This window comes from Paenibacillus sacheonensis, from assembly GCF_009909195.1.
Classification (GTDB): domain Bacteria; phylum Bacillota; class Bacilli; order Paenibacillales; family Paenibacillaceae; genus Paenibacillus_Z; species Paenibacillus_Z sacheonensis.
This window is the reverse complement of record NZ_JAAAMU010000021.1, coordinates 68,869-90,088: the sequence shown is the minus strand read 5'-3', so window position 1 is coordinate 90,088 and position 21,220 is coordinate 68,869. Positions and strand designations below refer to the sequence as shown.

The window sequence follows — 21,220 nt, the reverse complement described above, 5'->3', positions numbered from 1 at the left end:
CCCGCGCCGGGCACGCAGCACGAATTGCACCAAAGTCTAACGGTTGCCAGCGTCGCTAATCCGCGAAAAAGAAGGCGCTGGAAACTCTAACGCTTGTGAGCGGCGTTATGGGCCGCATATGGCCCGATTTCACGAAAAAAACGCCCATTAAGCTCTATGGCAACCGTTACATTTAAAAAATGGGCAATTGGAGCCAATTAGCGACTCGTACAAGCGTTAGCTTTTTTGGCGCTGAGGTTTCTTCCGGCTTCAGGACGATATTTGCTTTGTATCAGCAAGCGATCAACGATCAGCAATCAGCGATCAGCGATCAGCGATCAGCGATAGCGATCAGCGATAGCGATCAGCGATAGCGATAGAGATCAGCGATAGCGATCAGCGATAGCGATCAGCGATAGCGATCAGCGATAGCGATCAGCGATAGCGATCAGCGATAAGCAATCAGCGATAAGCGACCAGCGATAAGCGACCAGCGATAAGCGACCAGCGATAAGCGACCAGCGATAAGCGATAAGAGCAATCAGCGACAAGCACTTTGTATCTGAAATAGGAATCAGCAATAAGCAATAAACGATCTCCACTCCGCGAAGTAAGCCTCTCCGATTACGCGTCTAAGCGCAGCACCTACAACGTATACTGCTGGCTGCGAATCACACGGGCCGCGATGCTCCGTTTCAGCATGATGGTATCGTCGAGCGGCGCCCGCATCAGCTTCTTGAGCACGGCGAGCTGCGTCTGCAGCGCGTCGCCCGTTTCCACGGCGGCCAGCGCCGTTTTCGCATACCGTTCAACGCGTTCCATCGCCTCCTGCACGAAGACGACCGTCATCTCGACGGCATTGCGGGCACGGGTCGCCGCGGCAGGGTCGGCTCCGGCTTTGCGCAGCATTTTGCGCGTGCGGAGAGAGGCGCTTTCCATCGCGAACGTTTGGATCATCATGTCCGCCAGCAGGACGAGCACCTCCTGCTGCTGCTCGAGCGCCAGCCCGTACTTTTGCACAGCCAGGCCGCCGACGGCCAGGAAGGTCCGTTTGGCCTGCGCGATCCGGTACGTTTCCTTGCTTAGCGGTTCGTCGAACGAGGGCAGGGGCATCGGCTGCAGCAGCTCCGCCTGCAGGGCGCGCGCTTTGCGCAGCAGGGGCAGCTCGCCTTTGAGCGCCTTTTTCATCAGCGTGCCGGGAATGAGCATCCGGTTGATTTCGTTCGTGCCCTCGAAGATCCGGTTGATGCGGGAATCGCGGTAGATCCGCTCGACTTTATACTCCTTGATGTAGCCGTAGCCGCCATGGATCTGCACCGCTTCGTCCGCCGCGTAATCCAACGCTTCCGTCGCGAACACCTTGTTGATGGAACATTCCAAGGCATATTCGGAAATCGCCTTCGCCGCCCTGGCTCCGGCTTCGCTCGCGGCGCCTCCCCCTTCGGCTTCGGCGTTCTTCAGCGTCTCGTCGATCCAGCCGGCCGTGCGGTACACCATGCTCTCCGTCACGAAGGCCGCGATATTCATATCCGCCAGCTTCGCCCCGATAAGCGGAAACGACGCGATGGGACGGCCGAACTGCTTCCGTCCGTTGGCATACTTGGCAGCCAGCCCGACCGTCTCCTTCGCCCCGCCGACGCAGGCCGCGGCGAGCTTGAAGCGTCCGATATTCAGGATGTTGAACGCGATAAGATGGCCTTTGCCCACTTCGCCGAGCACGTTTTCGACCGGCACGGGCGTGTCGTCGAAGAAGATCGGACAGGTCGAGGAGCCTTTGATGCCCATCTTGTGCTCCTCCGGCCCGATGCTGAAGCCCGGCAAGCCCCGTTCCACGATGAAGGCGGTAAAATGATCCCCGTTCACTTTCGCGTACACGATGAACACGTCGGCAAAGCCGGAATTCGTAATATAGAGCTTGGAGCCGTTCAGCACGTAATGCGTGCCCTCGGCGTTCAGCCGCGCTTTCGTCTTGGCGCCCAGCGCGTCGGATCCAGACGACGGCTCCGTTAGGCAATAAGCCGCGATCTTCGTGCCGGCGGCCAGATCGGGCAGGTACTTCGCCTTCTGCTCCGGCGTCCCGAAGAAGACGATCGGCAGCGTGCCGATGCCGACATGGGCGCCGACGGACAGCGCGAAGGACGACGCCTCGGCCAGCGTCTCGGCCAGCAGCGTCGAGCTGACCTTGTCGAGCCCGAGCCCGCCGTACGCTTCCGGCACGTCGGCGCCAAGCAGGCCGAGCTCGCCGGCCTTGCGCATGAGCTCCACCGTCAGCTTGTAATCCAGCGCTTCGATCTCGGCATCGCGGGGGCGAATCTCGCCTTCGAGAAAAGCGCGCGCCGCCGCGCCGATCATCACCTGTTCGTCGGTGAAGTCCTCCGGCGTGACGATGTCCTCCGGCGCCATGTCCTCGACGACGAAACGGCCGCCCCAACCATTGTTTTGAGCCATACCATTGCCTCCTTTCTCATTCAAGCAGGCGATGCAACAGGGAAACACTGCAATGACCTAGGGATGCGTATATGGAATGCCGGCGGCGCTAGGTGGTGGCACAGGACCGACGGCTCGCTCGCGGCAATCAGCGCTGGATGGGCCAGCTGCCGGTTCCGGCTGGACCAGTTGCGCCGGACGAGCAGCTCGCTGCGCAAACGCCGCATGCCGCCTTTACGCTTCGGCCGTGAACACGCCCGCAGCCCCCATGCCGCCGCCGACGCACATGGAGACGATGCCCGTGCCTCCGCCTCGGCGCCGCAGCTCGTGAATCAGCGACACCGAAAGCTTGGTGCCCGTGCAGCCGAGCGGATGACCCAGCGCGATCGCGCCGCCGTTGACGTTGACGATGGCCGGATCGATGCCGAGCTCGCGGATAATCGGCAGACACTGAGCCGCGAACGCCTCGTTCAGTTCAAAAACGTCCACCTGCTCCAGCGCCAATCCCGCACGGCCGAGCGCCTTGGGAATCGCCTCGATCGGGCCGATGCCCATCACCTCCGGCGCCACGCCCGCCACGCTGTAAGCGCGGAAATGCGCCAGCGGCTTGATGCCAAGCCGCTCCGCCCGCTCCCGGCTCATGACGATGACCGCCGCGGCGCCGTCGCTCATCTGCGATGCATTGCCTGCCGTCACGGTACCTTCCCGGGCAAAGGAAGGCTTCAGCTTCGCCAGCACCTCCGCCGTCGTGTCCGCGCGCACGCCCTCGTCCTGGTCGAACGTAAACGGCTTCGCCCACGGCCTTCCGTCGTCGCCGACGCCCTCCCGCTGGACATGAAGCGGGACGATCTCGTCGCGGAAACGGCCCGCGCCGATCGCCTGCGCCGCTTTGCGATGGCTCTCGGCGGCAAACGCATCCTGCGCTTCGCGGCCGATGCCATAGCGCCGGGCCACCTCCTCGGCCGTGTGGCCCATGCCCATGTAAACCTCCGGCATGCGGTCCGCAATGCCGGGATGCGGCGAAAGCTTGAAGCCGGTCATCGGGACATGGCTCATGCTTTCGACGCCGCCGGCGAGCACGATATCCGCCTCGCCGAGCCGAATGCGCTCCGCGGCGTAGGCGATCGCCTGCAGCCCCGACGCGCAGAACCGGTTAACGGTGACGGCCGGGGTCGTCACCGGAAAGCCCGCATACAGCGTCATGATGCGGGCGAAATTCAACCCCTGCTCGCCCTCGGGCATCGCGCAGCCGATGACGACGTCCTCGACATCGGCATAGTCCAGCCCGGGCACGCGGTCGACGGCCGCGCGCAGCACGGCGCGGCCCAGATCCTCCGCGCGCGTGTCCGCGAGGCTGCCCTTCTTCGCTTTGCCCACGGCGGTGCGCACGGCCGATACGATCACGGCATCCCGCGGGTTTTTGGTCGCGGTCATGGTGGGTTCCCTCCTTTAGCGGATGAAATGGTAGTTCTCTCTCCGCTGGCGAGGCATTTTCTTGCGCCAAGCCGAGCCAGCGGCAATTGCTTCAAACCGCCTCAGTTGCGCAGCGGCTTGCCGGTCGACAGCATATGCCGCATGCGCGCCTGCGTCAGCGGTTCGCCGCAGAGGCTGAGGAACGCCTCGCGTTCCAGATCGAGCAAATACTGCTCGCTCACTTCCGCTCCCGGCGCCGCGTCTCCGCCAGCGAGCACATGCGCCAGCTTGCGCCCGATTAGCGCATCGTGCGGACTTGCCAAGCCGCCGAGACGCATGTTTTCGACCGCCAGCTGCAGGACGGCGCGGCCCTCGCGGCCCGCAACGCGGATCCGCCGCGCAGACGACGGCGGGGTATAGCCTTCGCGGTCCATGGCCAGAACGGTCCGCTTCGCCTCCGCCGTGCGCGCCTCGCCGCGGATAACGACGCGGTCATGCGGCCGCATGAACCCGATGCGGGCGACATCGTACCCGCTCGTGGACGTTTTGCCCATCGCGATCGTCTCGAACAGCGCGTTGACCTGCGGCTGCAGGTCGCCCGACGAGCCGGTCCGGTCATCGGCAAGCGCGGCCGCTTCCTTGCAGCCGCCTCCGGCCGGAATCAAGCCGACGCCCGTTTCGACGAGACCGAAATACGTCTCCGCGGAGAAGACGATCCGGTCCGCCGGCAGGCAGGCTTCGACGCCTCCGCCCAAGGTCATCCGATGCGGCGCCGCCACGACGGGACGGTCCAGCCGCTTCAGCGTTAGCATGCTGTTTTGAAAGAGGGAGATAATGTCGTCGATCTCGTCGAAATCGCCGTTCTGGGCTTCGAGCAGGAGCATCAGCAGATTCGCGCCCACGCAGAAATGGCGGCCTTCGTTGGCAATGACGAGCCCGCGCCAGTTGCGGCTGACCTCCTCCGCGCTCTGCCGGATGGCGGTCAGAATGTCCCCGCCGATCGCGTTGTTCGGCGAATGAAAAACCAGTCCGGCCACCTCGTCGCCCAAGTCGAGCAGCGAAGCGCCGTTGTTGCCGAGCACGACGCGGCCGCCATCCTTGAGCGCTTTCAGCGAAATGACGTCCGGTTCTTCCTCCTGCCGCCGATAAGCGCCATCGCTGACGTAGAAGCGCTGCAAGCCTTCCTGTTTATAAAAGCTCCGGCTGCCGACGGCGAGCCAGTCTTCCACCCATGCCGGGATATCGTCGCCTTCCGAACGCATCCGCTGCACGGATCGCTCCAGCCCGATCGCGTCCCACAGCTCGAACGGACCCAGCTCCCAGTTGAAGCCCCATACCATCGCGCGGTCGATGTCCGAGACGGTATCCGCGACGACGCCCAGCTGCCGGGCCGAATAGAGCAGCACCGTCTTGATCGTCTGCCAGGCGAACTGCGCGTATCGATCATTCGCGTCCGTGAACAGCAGCGCTTTGACCTTGGCGACGGCGCCTTTGGCCTGTTTGGCCGCTTCGATGACCGGCGAGTTGACGCTGCGCCTCGGCGCGTAGGTCATCGTGTCCAGCTGGAGCGTCTCGATGTCGCTGCCGCCGCCGGGACGTTTGATTTTGCGATAGAAGCCGCCGCCCGCCTTCTCGCCGATCCAGCCCTTGGCCACGAGCGCTTCCAGCTCCGGCGGTCTTGCGAAAGCCGCGCGCTCGGCGGCGTCCCCGCTTCGTTCCCTCACGTTGTCCACGACGTGCAGCAGCGTATCCAGTCCGACCAGGTCCAGCATGCGGAAGGTCGCGGTCTTCGGCCGGCCCATGGCGGGACCCGTCAGCGCGTCCACCTCGTCGATGCCGAGCCCGAAGCTGCGCATCGCCTCGATCGTCGTCAGCATGCCGTACGTGCCGATCCGATTGGCGATGAAGTTCGGCGTATCCTTCGCGAGGACGACGCCTTTGCCGAGCTGCTTCTCGCATGCCGCGGTCAGCCGCGCCGCCGTCTCGGGGGACGTATCCGCGCCGGGCACGATCTCGACCAGCTTCATGTGACGAGGCGGATTGAAAAAATGCGTCACCGCAAACTGTTCCCGGAACCGCTGTCCGCGTCCCTCTGTCATCGCCGCCACGGACAGGCCCGACGTGTTGGACGAGACGAGCGTGCCCGCCCTCAGCACGGATTCGATGCGCTCGAACACGCTGCGTTTGATGTCCAGCCGCTCGACGACGGCTTCGATGATCCAATCCGCCTCGCCAAGCTTGCCGAGGTCATCCTCTAAGTTTCCAGGCGTGATGCGCTGGGCAAAGGAAGCCGCGTACAGCGCCGGCGGTTCCTGCTTCGCCAGCCTGGCGATGCTCGCCGCGGCCAGCCGGTTGCGGATCGCCCGGTCCTGCAGCGAGGCCCCCGCCCGCTCTTCTTGTTCCGTCAGCGCGGCCGGCGGCACATCCAGCAGCAGCACCTGCATGCCCGCGTTGGCGAGATGGGCGGCAATTCCTGCCCCCATCACCCCCGATCCTATGACAGCCGCACGGCGTATCGTCGTCGGCGTCGATCGATCTCCCACACCGCTCCCTCCTTTGCTGTGGTTTTTTGCCGCCTAGGCGGCGAGTATCGGCTAGCCGTCCGGTGAGGAGACGCGTCAGCCGGTGGTGATAAAGTGCATTGTTAGATCGCAGAAGTGCACGGGGCGCACCTCTTGCTCCGAATTTACCGTCACATCGGTTGATATTTCCGCCTGCGCGCCACGCCGGACCGCCGGCTACCGACCGCCGAATACGCTTTCGGCCAGCAGCTCCGCGACGTCGCGGGCACGGACCCCGCCCTCGGCATCGTGCAGCTTGATGCCGTCTTCCATCATCGTCAGACAGTACGGGCAGGCGGAGCCGATGACCGTCGGGGACGTACCGAGCGCCTGCGCGGCGCGGACTTCGTTTACCCGAGCGCCCCCGCGCTCTTCCATCCACATGAGTCCGCCCCCGGCGCCGCAGCACAGGCCGTTCGAACGGTTCCGCTCCATCTCCAGCAGCTCCACGCCGGGGATGGCGCGCAGCAGCGCGCGCGGCGCGTCGTAGATGCCGTTATAGCGGCCCAAGTAGCATGAATCGTGATACACGACACGCTCGTTGACCGGATGCGCGGGCACCAGCGAGCCGTTCGCGAGCAGCCGGGCAAGCAGCGTCGTATGATGCTCGACCGCCACGGATGGCTCAAGGCCGAAGTCGACATACTCGTTCTTCAGCGCATTGAACGTATGCGGACAGATGGTGACGACGCGGCGAATGCCGTAGCGCTGCAGCGTCGCGACGTTTTCGGCGCACAACGTTTGAAAGAGCAGCTCGTTGCCCAAGCGGCGCGCGGTATCCCCGGAATTCCGCTCCTCGCCGCCGAGCACCGCGAACGGGATGCCCGCCTGCTGCAGCAGCCGCACCACCGCGAACAGCACCTTGCGGCTGCGCTGATCGTACGCGCCCATCGTGCCGGCCCAGAGCAGCAGCTCGGGCTGCTCGCCGTTACCTGCGGCTTCCCGCATCGTGCGCACGGGAGGCGCATCCGGCACCGCCGCTTCATAAGCCGCGAGCCATGCCGCCCGTTCGGCGCGGGGCAGACCCCACGGGTTTCCCTGCCGCTCGATATTTTGCATGGCGCGCTGGGCTTCGGCCGGCACGCGGCCCTCCGTCAGGACGAGGTACCGGCGCATGTCGATGATTTTATCCACATGCTCGTTGCCGACCGGACATTGATCCTCGCAGTTCCGGCAGGTCGTGCACGACCACAGCTCCGCCTCCGTCATGACGTCTCCGACCAGCGCCACGTCCGCCACGGACGTATCCGCTTGCACGTGCCAAGCCTGCTTTTGCGCCGTCATCGTCGGCTCGATATCCGTCCGCGCCGCCGCGGAGCCTCCGGTCCACAAAGGCATCACGCCGGACATCACGTGCGCGCTCGACTGGACGTTGCCGCCCCAAGCCGGCACCCAAGGGGATTTCGAGGTAATCGCGGCGCCTTTCTCGGTCAGATGATCGCGCAGCTTGACGATCAGATGCATCGGCGACAGCAGCTTGCCCGTGCTCGAGGCCGGACAAACGTTCGTGCAGCGGCCGCATTCGACGCAGGCATAGAGGTCAAGGAGTTGTTTGGGCGTAAAATGCTCCACCGTTCCGACCCCGAACGATTCCGCCTCTTCATCCTCGAGATCGAGCGGTGCCAGCCTGCCCGGCGGAGAACGGCGGCGAAGCCACAAGTTCACCGGCGCCGTGAAGATATGAAAATGTTTGGATTGCGGCACATACACGAGAAAACCGAGCAGCACCGCCAGATGCAGCCACCAAAACACTTCGTAGAGCACGTTGCCGGCACCCGCGGAAAGCCCGATAGCTTTGAAACCCTCCGCCAGTGCCGAGGAGACCGGGGCGTGGCTGTCATAGAGCGATGCCGAGGAGCCGGACGCCGCCCTTTCATGCAGCCGGTCGAAGGCCTGCGTCAGAAGAACCGTCACCATCAGGCCGCCGATCAACCACAGCACGACCGACGGCTTCCAGCCGCGTTTCAGCCGCCTCAATTGCTCGACGTAGCGCCGAAAGGCCCCGTAGAGAATCGCCAGGAGCACGAGCGAAACCGTAATTTCCTGGGTCAGCACGAACCTGCGATAAGCCGGATAGGGCAGCGCGGAGCCGGTAAGCCCTTTCCACACGATATCCGCCGCGCCGAATTGCAGCACGATGAAGCCGTAGAACAGGACGACATGCATAAGACCGCTGCGAAGATCCTTCAACAGCTTGCGGTGGCCGAATACCTGCAGGCTCCAGGCGGCCAGCCTTTCAAACCATGGCGAAGCGCGCGCGGCGAGCTCGGTCGCCGTGAACGAAGTAATCTGGAGCATCTCGTCGCGGTGGTCGTTCTCGGGATCTCCCGAATCGAACGGAGGCGGCGGTTTTCGCTGCTCCGTCCTGCCCAGCAGCACGTAACCCACCCGTCTGCGGACCACGGCGTAGAAGCAGGCCAATGCCGTCAGCGTCAAAAGCGCAAAAAAGAACCATCGCAGCGACAAAACCAGCGTATGCGCACTCAATCCCTCCACTATGCTCCCTCCTTCCCACGGAAACGCGGAGTGTTTTTCAGTATATGTCCCGGCGGTCGGCAACATGTCGCGCGAGCATCGTTCCGGCTTTCCGCCGGGGTCTATTTCGAAGGCCAAGTTCATAAGGTAACAGGGGCGGCGGCGGCTAGCGGATGGCTTCTTTTATCGTATTCGGCGGCCGTGGGACGGTATGACTGCCGCAAGCAGGAACAGAACGATCGGGAGGTGCAGAGGACCCCATGCAGCTGGTGGTATTGATCAAACAAACCTTCGATACGGAAGAAAAAATCGAGCTCGCGAACGGCGCCGTCGCCGAGGACGGCGTCAAGTTCATTATGAATCCGTACGACGAATACGCGCTGGAGGAAGCGCTGCGATTGCGCGAGGCGCACGGCGGAAGCGTCACGGTCGTCTCCTGCGGAACGGACCGCGCGACGGAGACGCTGCGCACCGCGCTTGCCATGGGCGCCGACGAAGCCGTGCTGATCGCGCAGGATGGGCTTCCGGACGACGGCAGCGCCGTCGCGGCCGTACTCGCAACCGCGGTGCGGGAGCTGAAGCCGGACCTGGTGCTGGCGGGGCTGTTTGCCGTGGACCGGGGCGCGGGCAGCATCGCGCTGCAGGTCGCGGAGCGGCTCGGACTGCCAAGCGCGTCGGCGGTGTTGAAGCTGTCGGTGGAGGATGGCGGAGGCGCGGCTGGCGGCCAGGCCGCGAGCCGAGCCTCTTGGGGCGGCGGCGACGGCAGGATCGCCGTCGCCGAGCGGGACACGGAATGGGGCGTGGAGACGGTCGCGATTCCCCTCCCCGCCCTGATCACGGCGCAGCAAGGGCTGAACGAGCCGCGCTACCCGTCGCTGCCGGGCATCATGAAAGCGAAGCGCAAGCCGCTCCGCCAGCTCGGCGCCGCGGAGCTCGGCCTCGACGCGGCAGCGCTCGCGCCGCGGACGGAGCGCGCGTCGCTTCTGCCGCCGCCGGCTCGCGCGGCCGGCCGCAAGCTGAGCGGCGCGCCTGCGGAGCAGGCCGAGCAGCTCGCGGAGCTGCTGCAGCGCGAAGCGAAGCTGTTTTGAGAGAGGAGGTCAAGGAACCATGACCGATACAACCGTGAAGGCACTCGTGTATGCCGAGTGCCTGGATGGCAAGCTGCGCCGCGTGGCGCTGGAGGCGCTCGGCGCCGCGCGGCTGCTGGCCGGGGACGGCGGCAGCGTGCACGCCGTCCTCGTCGGCGGCGGGCCCGGGGCGGCGCTGCAGGAAGCCGCCGCCGAGCTCGCCGCCCGGGGGGCGGGGGTCGTCCACGTCGTCGACGACCCCGCCCTGGCCGGCTTTGCGCCGGAGGCGTACGCCGCCGCCATCGGCGCCGCCGTTGCCGCGGCGCAGCCGAGCATCATCGTGCTCGGCCACACCGCGGCGGGGCGCGAGCTCGCGCCCCGCGTGGCCGCCGGCATCGGCGGCGGCCACGTCGCGGACGTGACCGCCATCGAGCCCGGCGGCGATGGCGGCGCGGCCGCGCTGTTAACCCGCCCGCTCTACGCCGGCAAGGCGTTCGAGCAGAGGCGGTTCCTTCCCGGGGCGCCGCAGGTCATCACCGTGCGCCCCAATAACCTGCCCGTCGCGGAGCCGGTCGCTCCCGGCGGCGAAGGCTGGATCGCGGCGCTACCTTACCAAGCGCCGCCGCTATGGACCGTCGTCCGCGGCATCGCGCGCAAAGCCGGCGGCACGGTCGACCTGGCCGAGGCGGACGTCATCGTCGCCGGCGGCAGGGGCGTGCGCAGCCCGGAAGGCTTCGCGCCGCTGGCCGCGCTGGCCGAGGTGCTCGGCGGCGCGGTCGGCGCCTCGCGCGGCGCATGCGACGCCGGCTACTGCGATTATGCGCTCCAAATCGGCCAGACCGGCAAAACCGTCACGCCGAAGCTCTACATCGCCTGCGGCATCAGCGGCGCCATCCAGCATCTTGCCGGCATGAGCCAATCCCGCGTTATCGTCGCGATCAACAAGGACCCCGAAGCGCCCATATTCGGCGTGGCCGATTACGGAATCGTCGGGGACTTGTTCGAGGTCGTGCCGCTGCTGACCCAGCGGTTCCGGACTTTGTTCAATAAGACCGGCTGATGCATAGCGGAGATGGTCAAAACGCTTAGGAACCCCAATAATTAAAAAGAAGCGGTCCAGGAGGAAGATGAACTCCCGGACCGCTTCTCGGATTGCAGAGAAACCCGCGTTTGTTTAAACGGCGGGTTTCTCTCTTTCGTTTCAGTTTTAATTTAGGGCAACGTATACGACGGCGACAGGTACGTCAGCAATCGGCTAAGGCTGCCGGTCGTTCAACATGAGTTTCGGCCGATTCCTAACTTCTAACGCTTGTCAGCGCTGCTAATCCCCCAAAAACACGGCTAAATAAATCCTAACGATTGTGACAGACGTTAATTATCGTGCAGAGGCCGATTTGCACGCACAAATCGCGCAATAAGCCTCCTGACAACCATTAGCGATATAAAATGGGCTTTTTGAGCCGATTAGGCCTCCGTACAACCGTTAGACGGTGAATGCTTAACAGCGGTCCCGCCCTTTGGATTTGGTTTGAAATCAGCTCACGTTCTTCGCTAGTTCCCGATCCTCGTTCGGCTTGCCGGCCGCTTTCTTTACCAGGAAGAAATAAGATAGCATCGCCGCAACGCTCGTGCCTAACAAGATGATGCCCATCGGAACGGCGGTGTCTTCGCCCGCGATCCCGACCAGCGGAGAGACGATCGCTCCGAGCAGGAAGGGAATGACCCCAAGCAGGGCCGCGGCGCTGCCCGCCATATGGCCTTGGGTCTCCATCGCAAGCGGAAATGCCGCCGTCGACGTAACGCCGAGCGACGCCACGAAGAAAAACAACGGAATGACCAAAGCAAAAAGCGGTCCATGGATGATCGCCACGAACAAGACGACGGCTCCCGCCAAACAAGCCATTAACAGGCCGATCAACAAAAACGTGTGCTCGGATACGCGATGCGCCATCTTGCCGACCAGCGTCGAACCGATGATCAAGCTCACGCCGTTCGACGCGAATAAAATCGAGAATACCGCAGGCGATACGCCGTAAATATTTTGATAGATAAAGGGCGTGCCCGACACGTAAGCGAACACTCCCGCGATCATAATGCCCTGAGCCAGCATGTAGCCCACAAACTGGCGGTCCCGCAAGAGCGAGCCATAGTTGCCCAGCTGCTCCATGAAATTGCTCGGTTTGCGGCGTTCGGCCGGCAGCGTCTCCCGCAGCTTCCATTTGGTCATCGCCCATAAGTAGAGGCCAAGCAGCGACAGCGCGATAAACACGCCGGTCCAGGTCGTGACGGCCAGCACCCCGCTGCCGCTGATCGGCGCGACGAGCGGCCCCAAATTCCCGACGAGCAGCAGCATCGAGAAAAATTTCGTCAGCTCGTGACCGCTGTACAGGTCGCGTGCGATCGCCCGCGAAATCACGATGCCCGCGGAAGCGGCGAAGCCTTGCACGAATCGGAATGCAATCAGCAGCCCGATATGGGGCGACAGCGCGCAGGCTAACGATGCGACGACGTACATGGCCATCGAAATCAGCAGCGGATTGCGCCTGCCGTAGACGTCGCTCAGCGAACCCATGACGAGCTGGCCGATGCCGAGCCCGAGCAAGCAGGCGGTCAAGCTAAGCTGCACCAGCGAAGCCGTCGTATCGAACTGCTTGACGATTTCCGGGAACGCCGGCAAATACATATCGATGGTGAAGGGACCCATCGTCGAAAATAAACCGAGCAGCAGCGCAAGTCCAAGTACTTTTTGTTCTTTCTTGATCGTCATGATTAAGCTAATCTCCTATTCTTCAAATCCAATCCTTTATTCATGCTTTGAGCTTAAAGGATAGTCTACCGCTTCGAGTACGGTCGAAGTCAATTTTTTTGTTTTGGTAAACGTCAAAAGCCCCGCGACCTCTACGGCAAAGCCGATCAAGGACGCCGGGGCTTGTTACGGCCGGCCACGGTAATTGTTCTGCTATCTGCTATCTGTTACCTGCTACCTGCGATCTGCTATTTGCTATCTGCGGTCTGCTATCCTTGCACTTATTTCTTTGTATTTATTCCTTGCATGTATAACCTTTGAATTTGTTTCCTTGCCTTGCTTTCCTCGCATTTGTTCCCTTTCAGCTGTCGCCTTGCCTTTGTTTCCTTGCCTCTGTTTCCTCGCAGCTGTCGCCCTGCCTCGCTGCCCCATCCGGCCTTCCTCATCCCCCAAGCCTGCGAAACGCTTCGCCGACCACGGCATGCGCCAGCGCAAAGCTCGAACCGATTATCAGCGCGATGACGGCCAATAGGGCCAGGATGAGACCTAGGGAAGGTTTCTTCGGCCCCTTTGGCTCCGTCAAGCTCCGACGCTCGTCCTCCGTATGGCGCATGGCCGCCGCTCCCTTCTACGCATGAAGCTTACTCCTCATAGAAGATCATATGCGGCTTCTCGGCCTTATAGTAGGACAACCTGTCTTCCAGCGAACCGGTGTGGAATTCGAACTTATGCCCGTCGGGATCCGCGAAATAGACGGACCGCCTGTCCCGTTCATCCCGCTCGCGGCCCGGGAGGATCGAGGCGCCGATTGCCTTCAGACGGCCAACGGCATCGTCGAAGTCCTCGTCCTCTACCGTAAACGCCGTATGGGTATACGACTGCCGGATCTCGTTCCGCGGGATGTCGTTCTCCTCGTTCAGCGCCAGCCACAGCCCATGCAGGTCGAAATACGCGAGGCCGCGGCCCCGGACCAGCAGCTTCGCCCCGAACGCCTCCCGGTAGAAAACGATAGAGCGCTCCAAGTCCGACACGGAAAAGAGCAGATGATTGATGCTTCCGACTTTCATTTTCGCTTCACTCGCTTTACGTTGAGACTGATGTCGGCTTGCTTATTGCGGTTTCGCAGCCGGTCCTGCCGCTTTTCCAACCGTTTTCCGCTCCTTGAACGCGGCGTCCCTCTCCCCGGCTGCAGTCCCCGCCGCTCAACTCGAACGCTTGTGGCTGAGCAGCCACCGGAACAGCTCCGAAGCCCCGTTGCCGCCCATGCTGAAGCCCGTCAAATAAACGGCGGCGGGGTCGACATTGTATTCGCTCATCGTGCCGTCGAGCAGGGCCAGTACTTCATGCCGCACCGCGGGCCAATACGAATGCGCCGGGCATTGCGGAGCCAGGACGAGAAACGGAAATTCTCTCGTGCCCGCCGCGGACTTGAGCAGGCCGTAATTGTCCAGCAGGCCGATGTCCGAGCCGCGTTTCTTGATCCCGTGCAGGAAGACGATGATCGGCCACGGCCGGCTTCCGTCGTAATGATCCGGTACGAACAGCTTGTATCCGATCTCGGCTCGGATCGCCACGGAAGCTTCAAACGAACGCGATAACAAAGTCATCGGCAGTCTCCTCTCCGGTCCACGGAATTAGGCGGCTGACAACTCCGCCGGCTTAAGCGCCGTAATTTTCAAAATCGATTTCCAAAAAGCGCGATACCTCGACTTCCCAACGGGTTTGCACGAAATCCACGTGCACCGGATGCGCATTGTAAGCCTCGTATTCCGCCTGGTCGGCGAATTGCATCGAGAAGCCGTAATCATAGTCGTTCTTCGGGCTCACTTGCTTGAATACGCTGAAGTTCTTCACGACCGGAATCGAGGTCAGCAGACGCTCGCCGTCGCGCAGGAAGGCAGCCGCCGCTTCCGAACCTGCCTCGTGCTTCAAGTTAAAAATCACCATATGTTGAATTTGTCCCATCTGAATCATCCTCCCGGTTATGGTTTATTACCCTCTAATCGCAGTACATGCGTCGCGTCTTCGCGATCTTTTGCTTTCCGAAAGCCGAACGATGCATAAAGCGCGTCCGCCGCCGGATTATCCGTGCGAAGGACAAGCTCCTCGTAATGCAAACTCGCCAATGCCACGACTTCGCGCATCAGCGCGCTTCCGACGCCGAATCTCCGGAACCGGGGCATGACGTAAACGCGCCGGACCCGTCCGATCGCAGGAAGGCCCGCCCGTTCGATTCGGCTGAGACCGCCCGCGCCTGCCAGCTCGCCGTCGATTTCGGCCGCGAACAGCGCCTCTCCGGCACGGTCAAACCGATTCGCGCCCGCCTCGTAATCCAAGGCGAGCCGCCCGACATGCCGGTAGCCTTCGCTCATGCTCTCCGCGATCATGTCCGTCCAGTCATACGCTTCCCAATCCGTGAGCCGTCTGATCATGATCGTCATCCCGCGTCTTCCCTCCACTGGGCCTATTTCCGGCCCGGACGTCCCTGCCCGATTCCTACGTATCCCGCGAGAACAGCAAGATGCCGTCCCGCTCCTCCCAGCCCGACCTTGCCCAGAAGCCTCTGCCGACGTCGTTGCTCGCGAGAACGAACAGATGGCACTTCTCGATCCCCGCCTCGCGCAGCTTGGCCAGCCCGAGCCTCACGAGGCTGCCGCCGATCCCGCGACCGCGCTGGTTCGGCGCGACGGCCACATGGTACAGGAAGCCGCGCCTGCCGTCATGCCCGGCGAGCAGCGTGCCGAGCAGGCGGTCTCCCTCGCCGCAGACGAAGCTGCAGCCCGGATTGCGCGCCAGAAAGCGCGCGATCTCTTCCCTGGAGTCCGAGCTGCTCAGCACCATGCCCTCCGTAGCCGCCCACAGCGCATAGCTGGCCTCGTAATCGTCGATCGTCATTTCACGGTACGTCAATTCCATTGTCGCTCCACTCCCATAAGCTTGTCTTCGCCGAAGGTCAGCCGGTATACGTCAGGCATCGACAACCGCTGCCAGAACGCGTAATCATACCGCGCGTCGAATGCCCGCAGCAGCATGACCATCAAGTTACCATGCGTGCCGACGGCAATCGTACCTCCGCGATATTCCCGCAGCAGCTCCCGCAAGGCCAGCAAGCCCCTTGCCTGCGCCTCGCGCAACGATTCTCCGCCTGGCAGCGCCTCGTCCGGGTCGGCGAACGACCGCCCGATCGCAGCCAGGAACGCTTCCTTCGGCAATGAAACGTCTTCGCCGTGCAGCCGCCTCTCCCGCCATTCCTCTACGGCCAGCACCGGCAAGCCGCGATCATCGGCGATCCCCTGCACGGTCAAGACCGCACGCGCATACGGGCTGGAAATCACGGCATCGATATGCGTTTGCCGAAGCCCGGCAGTCAGCCGGCGCACGTCCTCCAGCCCCTGCGCCGTCAGTCCTCGCGTACGTTCTTCGCCGAGATGGACGGACGATTCGGCATGACGAACGAGCAGCACGGTCGTTTCCAATGCAATTCCCCTTTCGGCTAAGCGCGGCAAAATGATTTCTAGTATAATTCATAGTAACACATCAGTTGCGGCAGATGACGCCGTATTTTTCATCGCGCTCCGCAGGAACGAGCCGTGAATAATCCGCGTTTCGGAAGCCATGCTAACCGGTTAGTGATTCCTATTCCAAGAGCGCATGCGTCATAAGGAGGCTTCATCATGCTGGATAAGTATCGGCTGAACGAGAAACGAAGTATGTCTCTGGCGGATTTCGATCCGGAGGATACGGCGGGCATCAAGGGCAAAGAAGAGATCGCCGAAGCGTTCGACGAGCTGAAGGACAAGCTGAAGGAGCATCAGGAGAAACTCTATGCGGGCAAAACGAACGGTCTGCTTATTTTGTTCCAAGGCATGGACTGCAGCGGCAAGGACGGCGTGATCAAAAAGGTGCTCGCCGGCCTCAACCCCCAGGGATTCCGGGCGGAAAGCTTCAAGAAGCCGACGACGGACGAATCGGCGCATGATTTTCTATGGCGGACGCATCGGGTCGCCCCGGCCAAGGGCGCCATCGTCGCGTTCAACCGGTCGTATTACGAGGACGTGCTCATTACGCGGGTCCATGATCTGATCGACGGCAAGGAAGCGTCCAAGCGGCTGAAGCATATTAGCCATTTCGAGAAAATGCTGAGCGACAGCGGCATTACGATCGTCAAGATTTTCCTGCACATCTCGCCGGAATTCCAGCTCGGCAAAATCAAAGAGCGGATGGAAAACCCCGAGAAGCTGTGGAAATTCGACCCGAACGACCTCGAGGAGCGGCGGTACTGGAAGGACTACGCGAAGGCGTACGAGCAGGCGTTCAAAGCAACCTCGACCAAGCGCAGCCCATGGTATATCGTACCCGCGAACAACCGGTGGTTCCGGGACTATCTGGTGCTGCGCATCGTGGAATCCGCGCTTGACGGCCTCGACCTGTCCTACCCCGAGGTGGACATGGCGCCTTTCAAGGCAGCGGCTAACATGGATGACGCACAGGAGAGTTGATCGGCAGCACGCGGACAACGAAGCGTTGACATTCCAGGTGCGCAGGAGTATAACAAAGATAATAGTCAACCGAACATTCAACCTCGTTGATGGGAACACGCGCGTTATGCATCAGGCAATCCCCAGAGAGTCGGCGCCCGCTGAAAGCCGACGTTTGCCCGCGAACGACGCATCCTCCCTGAGAAGCCACGCCGAACCGTCGGAGCTTACGTTTCCGATCGCGCAGTAAGCATGGACGGTATCCGCCGTTACACGGAGCGCGTATGTTGGTACGCGGCAGAGAGTCGTTCTTGGCGAGGCAGCTTGGCAGCCCGCGGAGCGGAACTAGGGTGGTATCGCGAGAGTCGTCTCGTCCCTTACAGGGACGGGACTTTTTTGCATATCGCGATAGTTGAACTTATCGGAGAACAGGAGCTGGAACGCGATGGGGAACGAGAAAAATTATGAAGCGCTGACGGTGGGCTTGACGGAAATCGCGCAGGCTCAAATGCATGTGAAGGAAGTATCGGCGCGCACGCCCCTGCAGCAGAACCGCGTGCTGTCGGAACGTTACGGCTGCAATGTCCTGCTGAAGCGCGAGGACCTGCAGGTCGTCCGCTCCTTCAAGCTGCGCGGCGCGTACCATCTGATCAAATCGCTGCCGGAGGAGCGTCTGATGCGCGGCGTCGTCTGCGCGAGTGCGGGCAACCACGCGCAGGGCGTCGCATACTCCTGCCAGACGCTCGGGATTCCGGGCAAAATCTTCATGCCGAGCACGACGCCGCGCCAGAAGGTGAACCAAGTGGCCTTCTTCGGCGGCCCTAACGTGGAAGTCGTCCTGACCGGCGATACGTTCGACGATGCTTTCCGGGAGGCGGTCGAAGCGAGCCGCAAGGAGGACCTGGCGTTCATCCATCCGTTCGACGATCCGAAGATCATCGCCGGCAACGGCACGATCGGCAAAGAGATCATGGAGGCGATCGAGACGGCGCCGGATTTCGTGTTCGTCACGATCGGCGGCGGCGGGCTTGCGGCAGGCGTTGCCGCTTACGTCAAAGCGGTGTCTCCGTCGACGAGATTGATCGGCGTGGAGCCCGAGGGCGCGCCATCGATGCGGGTATCGCTCGATGCCGGCGAAGTGATCGCGCTCGAGACGATCGACAAGTTCGTCGACGGCGCGGCGGTGAAGCGCGTCGGCGACTTGACGTTCCGCATGTGCCGCGAGCTGCTGGACGATATCGTGCTTGTCCCGGAAGGCAAAGCGTGCACGACGATGCTCGACCTCTACAACGAGAACGCCATCGTGGCGGAGCCGGCCGGCGCGCTGCCGATCGCCGCGCTTGATCTGTACCGCGAGCAGATCGCGGGCAAGACGGTCGTCTGCATCGTGAGCGGCGGCAATAATGACGTCGACCGGATGCAGGAAATCAAGGAACGGTCGCTGGTGTTCGAGGGGCTGAAGCATTATTTCATGGTCAGCTTCCCGCAGCGCGCAGGCGCGCTGCGCGAGTTTCTCGACGAGGTGCTGGGACCGGACGACGATATTACCCGTTTCGAGTATACGAAGAAGCACAACAAGGACAACGGTCCGGCCCTGGTCGGCATCGAGCTGAAAAATCCGCAGGATTACGAACCGCTGGTGGAGCGCATGAACCTGAAGGGACTTAGCTTCGTGGAGCTGAACAAGCACCCGGTGCTGTTTAACATATTGATCTAGCAAGCTGGCGGGCTGGGCCTTCTGGAAGTCTTAGGGCAAGGTTTGAGCCGAGGTTTAAGACGGTGAACGACATTGTCGTATATTCTTGAATAGGAGCATGAGGTGCACCTGGTGCACTGCATGCTCGCCATTTTATGATATTCGGAGCATGGGGTGCATCTTGTGCACAACAGTCTCGCTTTTCTGCGATATTCGAAGCAGGAGGTGCACCTTGTGCACTGCATGCTCGCCATTCCGCGGAGCGTGAAGTACAACCCGCGCACCACATCTCCTTTTCTAGGCAATCCATTCTGCCTCATCTCGAGGCAACTCCTCGTCCCCTTACAATCACTTCACAACTTGCTGACGGCCCTGTGACATTCCCGCGCTATGCTTCCGTGAGGAGGTGTTTTTCGCGATGAAAATCATGATTTTGTATGCCTCTTACGGCGACGGGCATTTGCAGGCCGCGCGCGCCATAAGCGAAGCCATCGTAGACCGCGGGCTGGGAGAACCGCTGCTCGTGGACCTGCTTGCCGAAGCTCATCCCTGGATTAACGCGGTGACCAGACGGGTATATATGAGAAGCTATTCCTTGATTCCCGGCCTGTACGGCTGGCTGTACGATCGGACCAAGCCGATGAAGCACGACTCCGTCTTCGCGATATGGCTTCATTCCTTCGGCCGCGGCCGGCTTCGCCGGATTCTGGAGCGGGAACGTCCGGACGCCGTCATCCATACCTTTCCCCTCCTCGCCATGCCCGCTCTTAAGAAACGCACCGGCCTCCGCATTCCGACCTGTACCGTCGTGACGGACTTCGATCTTCACCGCCGCTGGGTGCATCCCGATATCGATCGCTATTACGTACCCACCGAAGACATGAAGAAGGAACTCCACGCGCTCGGCATTTCGGGCAGGCGCATTTGCGTCAGCGGCATTCCGATCCGCCGCGGTTTTCGCAGCGCTTCCGTCGATCCGGAACAATGCGCACGGTTCGGCTTTCGCATCGGCAGCCCGGTCGTGCTGGTAATGGCGGGAGCGCAAGCAACCGTTTCCGGCGTCTCGGCTATGATTTCCCCATTATTTGGGTATCCTGATCTTACCGTCGCCGTCGTCTGCGGACGCAATGCAGCGCTGGCTTCCTCCCTGCCGGAGCAGTTCGGCGAAGCGGGTGCCGAAGGAAGGCTGCGCGTCTTCGGCTACGTCGAAGCCATGCACGAGCTGATGGCCCAGGCCGCCTGCATCGTCACCAAATCAGGCGGCGTCACGCTCGCCGAATCGCTCTCGCTTGATCTGCCGATCTTCGTCTATCGGCCGGTTCCCGGCCAGGAACGCAACAATGCGCGCTTCCTTGAGGGCAAGGGCGCGGCCCGAATCACCGAGACGCCGGAGCAGCTTACGCAGGAGATCGTCCAACTCCTTCATGATCCCGTCCTGCGCATGCAGCATGCGATCCGGGCACGGAAATTCCGTTTTCGGGATTCCGCCGTCACGGTTGCCTTGGACTTCTGCACAGGCCTGCCTATAACGAGAAGGACCTCCGTTCGCCAATCTTGAGCGCCGGCTTGGCTTGCGAACCGTACATTCATAGATATTTAGCCAACGCCTCCGTCTTCAGGAGGTTAAAATGCTTTACGTTATCGCCGACATAATCCGCCGCCGCGAATTGAGCCTCCGTCATCTTGCCCGGCTGTTCTTGCCGCTGCGGTTCCGTGATGTTCAGATCGAACTTCCCTTGATCCAGTCCCACGATCGCTTCGATGCCTTTATTGGAAGTGTGGGTAAACAATAGATATCGGCCTCCGGCATCCATCGCCTTGTACCCTTCATGGGTCGTGTAACGGTCGCCCTGCCTATAGCCCGGTTCTGCTACTTCGACGATATCGCCCGCTTTGAATTTTCCTTTATAAACTTTTGCGACCTGAACCTTGGAAACCGCGTAACTATCCAATACCGTTCCGTCCGCACCTGTCACGTAACGCTTGGCCGGTTTCTCGCCGATTAACTTCGCTTCGATAATGGTCGTTGCGTCGGCTTCGACCTGTTCGATGCTGCCGTAGATCTTCATGTCCGCTTCTCCGTCATGCACGATCGCAATCGTTCTCGGCGGCGGGGCAGCCCGATGGCTCGTGGAGGCTTCTCCCGTGTAGCCTGCGAGCAAGACAAGGACAGCGGCGCCCATAGCGGCCGTATGCCATTTCATCACATGATCACCTCTGACTGAAGGGTATTCTTATTACCTTATTAGACTGTAAACAAGTGGAAAATGTTGCTTGCCATCATCAGCTGGACCCGGCCCGCGCCATCGCCTTGGATTTATGTTCCAGCTTTGCATATAATGAGAAGGACATCCTTCCGCCTATGCCCGCCGCGGCGG

At 61.8% G+C, this 21,220-nt stretch carries 20 protein-coding genes; 6 read left to right on the top strand and 14 right to left on the bottom strand.

Annotation, left to right across the window (positions count from 1 at the left end; genetic code table 11):
• Positions 1–401 precede the first annotated feature (401 nt).
• Together GT003_RS27205 and GT003_RS27200 are read right to left on the bottom strand one after the other, a co-directional pair.
• Complete coding sequence (locus tag GT003_RS27205) at positions 402–581, bottom strand: hypothetical protein (protein WP_161703931.1); 180 nt, start codon at positions 579–581, stop codon at positions 402–404.
• 43 nt (positions 582–624) lie between these two features.
• Positions 625–2,427, bottom strand: coding sequence for an acyl-CoA dehydrogenase family protein (locus GT003_RS27200; protein ID WP_161703929.1), 1,803 nt, complete (start codon positions 2,425–2,427; stop codon positions 625–627).
• A gap of 95 nt (positions 2,428–2,522) precedes the next feature.
• Here GT003_RS27200 and GT003_RS32935 point away from each other — a divergent pair, with 95 nt between their 5' ends.
• Positions 2,523–2,657, top strand: a complete 135-nt coding sequence (locus GT003_RS32935; RefSeq protein WP_275589207.1) for a hypothetical protein — start codon at positions 2,523–2,525, stop codon at positions 2,655–2,657.
• Here GT003_RS32935 and GT003_RS27195 read toward each other — a convergent pair.
• The 3 genes from GT003_RS27195 to GT003_RS27185 form a co-directional block, all read right to left on the bottom strand.
• Positions 2,641–3,840, bottom strand: coding sequence for an acetyl-CoA C-acyltransferase (locus GT003_RS27195; RefSeq protein WP_161703927.1), 1,200 nt, complete (start codon positions 3,838–3,840; stop codon positions 2,641–2,643). The two genes, GT003_RS32935 and GT003_RS27195, sit on opposite strands and share 17 nt — an antisense overlap.
• A gap of 101 nt (positions 3,841–3,941) precedes the next feature.
• Positions 3,942–6,362 (bottom strand): 3-hydroxyacyl-CoA dehydrogenase/enoyl-CoA hydratase family protein, encoded by a 2,421-nt coding sequence (locus GT003_RS27190; RefSeq protein WP_338046029.1) that lies wholly within the window; start codon positions 6,360–6,362, stop codon positions 3,942–3,944.
• Positions 6,363–6,557: 195 nt separating this feature from the next.
• A complete protein-coding gene (locus tag GT003_RS27185; protein WP_239566135.1) occupies positions 6,558–8,867 on the bottom strand; it encodes a (Fe-S)-binding protein in 2,310 nt (769 codons plus the stop codon).
• A gap of 248 nt (positions 8,868–9,115) precedes the next feature.
• On the opposite strand from GT003_RS27185, the gene GT003_RS27180 reads away from it, so the two are divergent.
• Complete coding sequence (locus GT003_RS27180; RefSeq protein ID WP_161703923.1) at positions 9,116–9,943, top strand: electron transfer flavoprotein subunit beta/FixA family protein; 828 nt, start codon at positions 9,116–9,118, stop codon at positions 9,941–9,943.
• A 19-nt stretch (positions 9,944–9,962) separates the two neighbouring features.
• The gene (locus GT003_RS27175; protein WP_161703921.1) at positions 9,963–10,982 is read left to right on the top strand and encodes an electron transfer flavoprotein subunit alpha/FixB family protein; all 1,020 of its coding nucleotides are present in this window, start codon (positions 9,963–9,965) and stop codon (positions 10,980–10,982) included.
• Between the two features lie 474 nt (positions 10,983–11,456).
• Here GT003_RS27175 and GT003_RS27170 read toward each other — a convergent pair whose 3' ends face one another.
• The 8 genes from GT003_RS27170 to GT003_RS27135 form a co-directional block, all read right to left on the bottom strand.
• On the bottom strand, positions 11,457–12,689 hold the full coding sequence (locus GT003_RS27170; RefSeq protein ID WP_161703919.1) for a multidrug effflux MFS transporter: 1,233 nt from the start codon (positions 12,687–12,689) through the stop codon (positions 11,457–11,459).
• 421 nt (positions 12,690–13,110) lie between these two features.
• Positions 13,111–13,281 (bottom strand): hypothetical protein, encoded by a 171-nt coding sequence (locus GT003_RS27165; protein ID WP_161703917.1) that lies wholly within the window; start codon positions 13,279–13,281, stop codon positions 13,111–13,113.
• Between the two features lie 28 nt (positions 13,282–13,309).
• Complete coding sequence (gene fosB / locus GT003_RS27160; RefSeq protein ID WP_161703915.1) at positions 13,310–13,735, bottom strand: metallothiol transferase FosB; 426 nt, start codon at positions 13,733–13,735, stop codon at positions 13,310–13,312.
• 135 nt (positions 13,736–13,870) lie between these two features.
• Complete coding sequence (locus GT003_RS27155) at positions 13,871–14,275, bottom strand: carboxylesterase family protein (RefSeq protein ID WP_161703913.1); 405 nt, start codon at positions 14,273–14,275, stop codon at positions 13,871–13,873.
• Between the two features lie 52 nt (positions 14,276–14,327).
• Positions 14,328–14,633: a Dabb family protein gene (locus GT003_RS27150; protein ID WP_161703911.1), complete on the bottom strand. Its 306-nt coding sequence runs from the start codon at positions 14,631–14,633 to the stop codon at positions 14,328–14,330.
• 17 nt (positions 14,634–14,650) lie between these two features.
• Positions 14,651–15,109 (bottom strand): GNAT family N-acetyltransferase, encoded by a 459-nt coding sequence (locus GT003_RS27145; RefSeq protein WP_161703908.1) that lies wholly within the window; start codon positions 15,107–15,109, stop codon positions 14,651–14,653.
• Positions 15,110–15,164: 55 nt separating this feature from the next.
• Positions 15,165–15,584 carry a GNAT family N-acetyltransferase gene (locus GT003_RS27140; RefSeq protein WP_161703906.1) on the bottom strand — a complete coding sequence of 140 codons (420 nt, stop codon included), beginning with the start codon at positions 15,582–15,584 and terminating at the stop codon, positions 15,165–15,167.
• The gene (locus tag GT003_RS27135; RefSeq protein ID WP_161703904.1) at positions 15,575–16,144 is read right to left on the bottom strand and encodes a histidine phosphatase family protein; all 570 of its coding nucleotides are present in this window, start codon (positions 16,142–16,144) and stop codon (positions 15,575–15,577) included. Before GT003_RS27135 ends, GT003_RS27140 begins: the two co-directional genes overlap by 10 nt.
• 198 nt (positions 16,145–16,342) lie before the next feature.
• Here GT003_RS27135 and GT003_RS27130 point away from each other — a divergent pair, with 198 nt between their 5' ends.
• The 3 genes from GT003_RS27130 (at position 16,343) to GT003_RS27120 (ending at position 20,400) form a co-directional block, all read left to right on the top strand.
• On the top strand, positions 16,343–17,167 hold the full coding sequence (locus GT003_RS27130) for a PPK2 family polyphosphate kinase (RefSeq protein WP_161703902.1): 825 nt from the start codon (positions 16,343–16,345) through the stop codon (positions 17,165–17,167).
• Between the two features lie 424 nt (positions 17,168–17,591).
• Entirely contained in the window at positions 17,592–18,863 is a 1,272-nt protein-coding gene (ilvA, locus tag GT003_RS27125; protein WP_161703900.1) for a threonine ammonia-lyase IlvA, read from the top strand.
• Between the two features lie 397 nt (positions 18,864–19,260).
• A complete protein-coding gene (locus GT003_RS27120) occupies positions 19,261–20,400 on the top strand; it encodes an MGDG synthase family glycosyltransferase (RefSeq protein ID WP_161703898.1) in 1,140 nt (379 codons plus the stop codon).
• Positions 20,401–20,428: 28 nt separating this feature from the next.
• Here the strand turns inward: GT003_RS27120 and GT003_RS27115 are convergent, their stop codons facing one another.
• Entirely contained in the window at positions 20,429–21,046 is a 618-nt protein-coding gene (locus tag GT003_RS27115; RefSeq protein WP_161703896.1) for a hypothetical protein, read from the bottom strand.
• Positions 21,047–21,220: the final 174 nt, after the last annotated feature.

Excerpts from the sequence above, each read along its gene's own strand:
- GT003_RS27200 (WP_161703929.1), bottom strand. The coding sequence starts at position 2,427 with ATGGCTCAAAACAATGGTTGGGGCGGCCGTTTCGTCGTCGAGGACATG.
- GT003_RS27195 (WP_161703927.1), bottom strand. The coding sequence starts at position 3,840 with ATGACCGCGACCAAAAACCCGCGGGATGCCGTGATCGTATCGGCCGTG.
- GT003_RS27180 (WP_161703923.1), top strand. The coding sequence starts at position 9,116 with ATGCAGCTGGTGGTATTGATCAAACAAACCTTCGATACGGAAGAAAAA.
- GT003_RS27175 (WP_161703921.1), top strand. The coding sequence starts at position 9,963 with ATGACCGATACAACCGTGAAGGCACTCGTGTATGCCGAGTGCCTGGAT.
- GT003_RS27170 (WP_161703919.1), bottom strand. The coding sequence starts at position 12,689 with ATGACGATCAAGAAAGAACAAAAAGTACTTGGACTTGCGCTGCTGCTC.
- GT003_RS27165 (WP_161703917.1), bottom strand. The coding sequence starts at position 13,281 with ATGCGCCATACGGAGGACGAGCGTCGGAGCTTGACGGAGCCAAAGGGG.
- fosB (WP_161703915.1), bottom strand. The coding sequence starts at position 13,735 with ATGAAAGTCGGAAGCATCAATCATCTGCTCTTTTCCGTGTCGGACTTG.
- GT003_RS27155 (WP_161703913.1), bottom strand. The coding sequence starts at position 14,275 with ATGACTTTGTTATCGCGTTCGTTTGAAGCTTCCGTGGCGATCCGAGCC.
- GT003_RS27150 (WP_161703911.1), bottom strand. The coding sequence starts at position 14,633 with ATGGGACAAATTCAACATATGGTGATTTTTAACTTGAAGCACGAGGCA.
- GT003_RS27145 (WP_161703908.1), bottom strand. The coding sequence starts at position 15,109 with ATGACGATCATGATCAGACGGCTCACGGATTGGGAAGCGTATGACTGG.
- GT003_RS27140 (WP_161703906.1), bottom strand. The coding sequence starts at position 15,584 with ATGGAATTGACGTACCGTGAAATGACGATCGACGATTACGAGGCCAGC.
- GT003_RS27130 (WP_161703902.1), top strand. The coding sequence starts at position 16,343 with ATGCTGGATAAGTATCGGCTGAACGAGAAACGAAGTATGTCTCTGGCG.
- ilvA (WP_161703900.1), top strand. The coding sequence starts at position 17,592 with ATGGGGAACGAGAAAAATTATGAAGCGCTGACGGTGGGCTTGACGGAA.
- GT003_RS27120 (WP_161703898.1), top strand. The coding sequence starts at position 19,261 with ATGAAAATCATGATTTTGTATGCCTCTTACGGCGACGGGCATTTGCAG.
- GT003_RS27115 (WP_161703896.1), bottom strand. The coding sequence starts at position 21,046 with ATGAAATGGCATACGGCCGCTATGGGCGCCGCTGTCCTTGTCTTGCTC.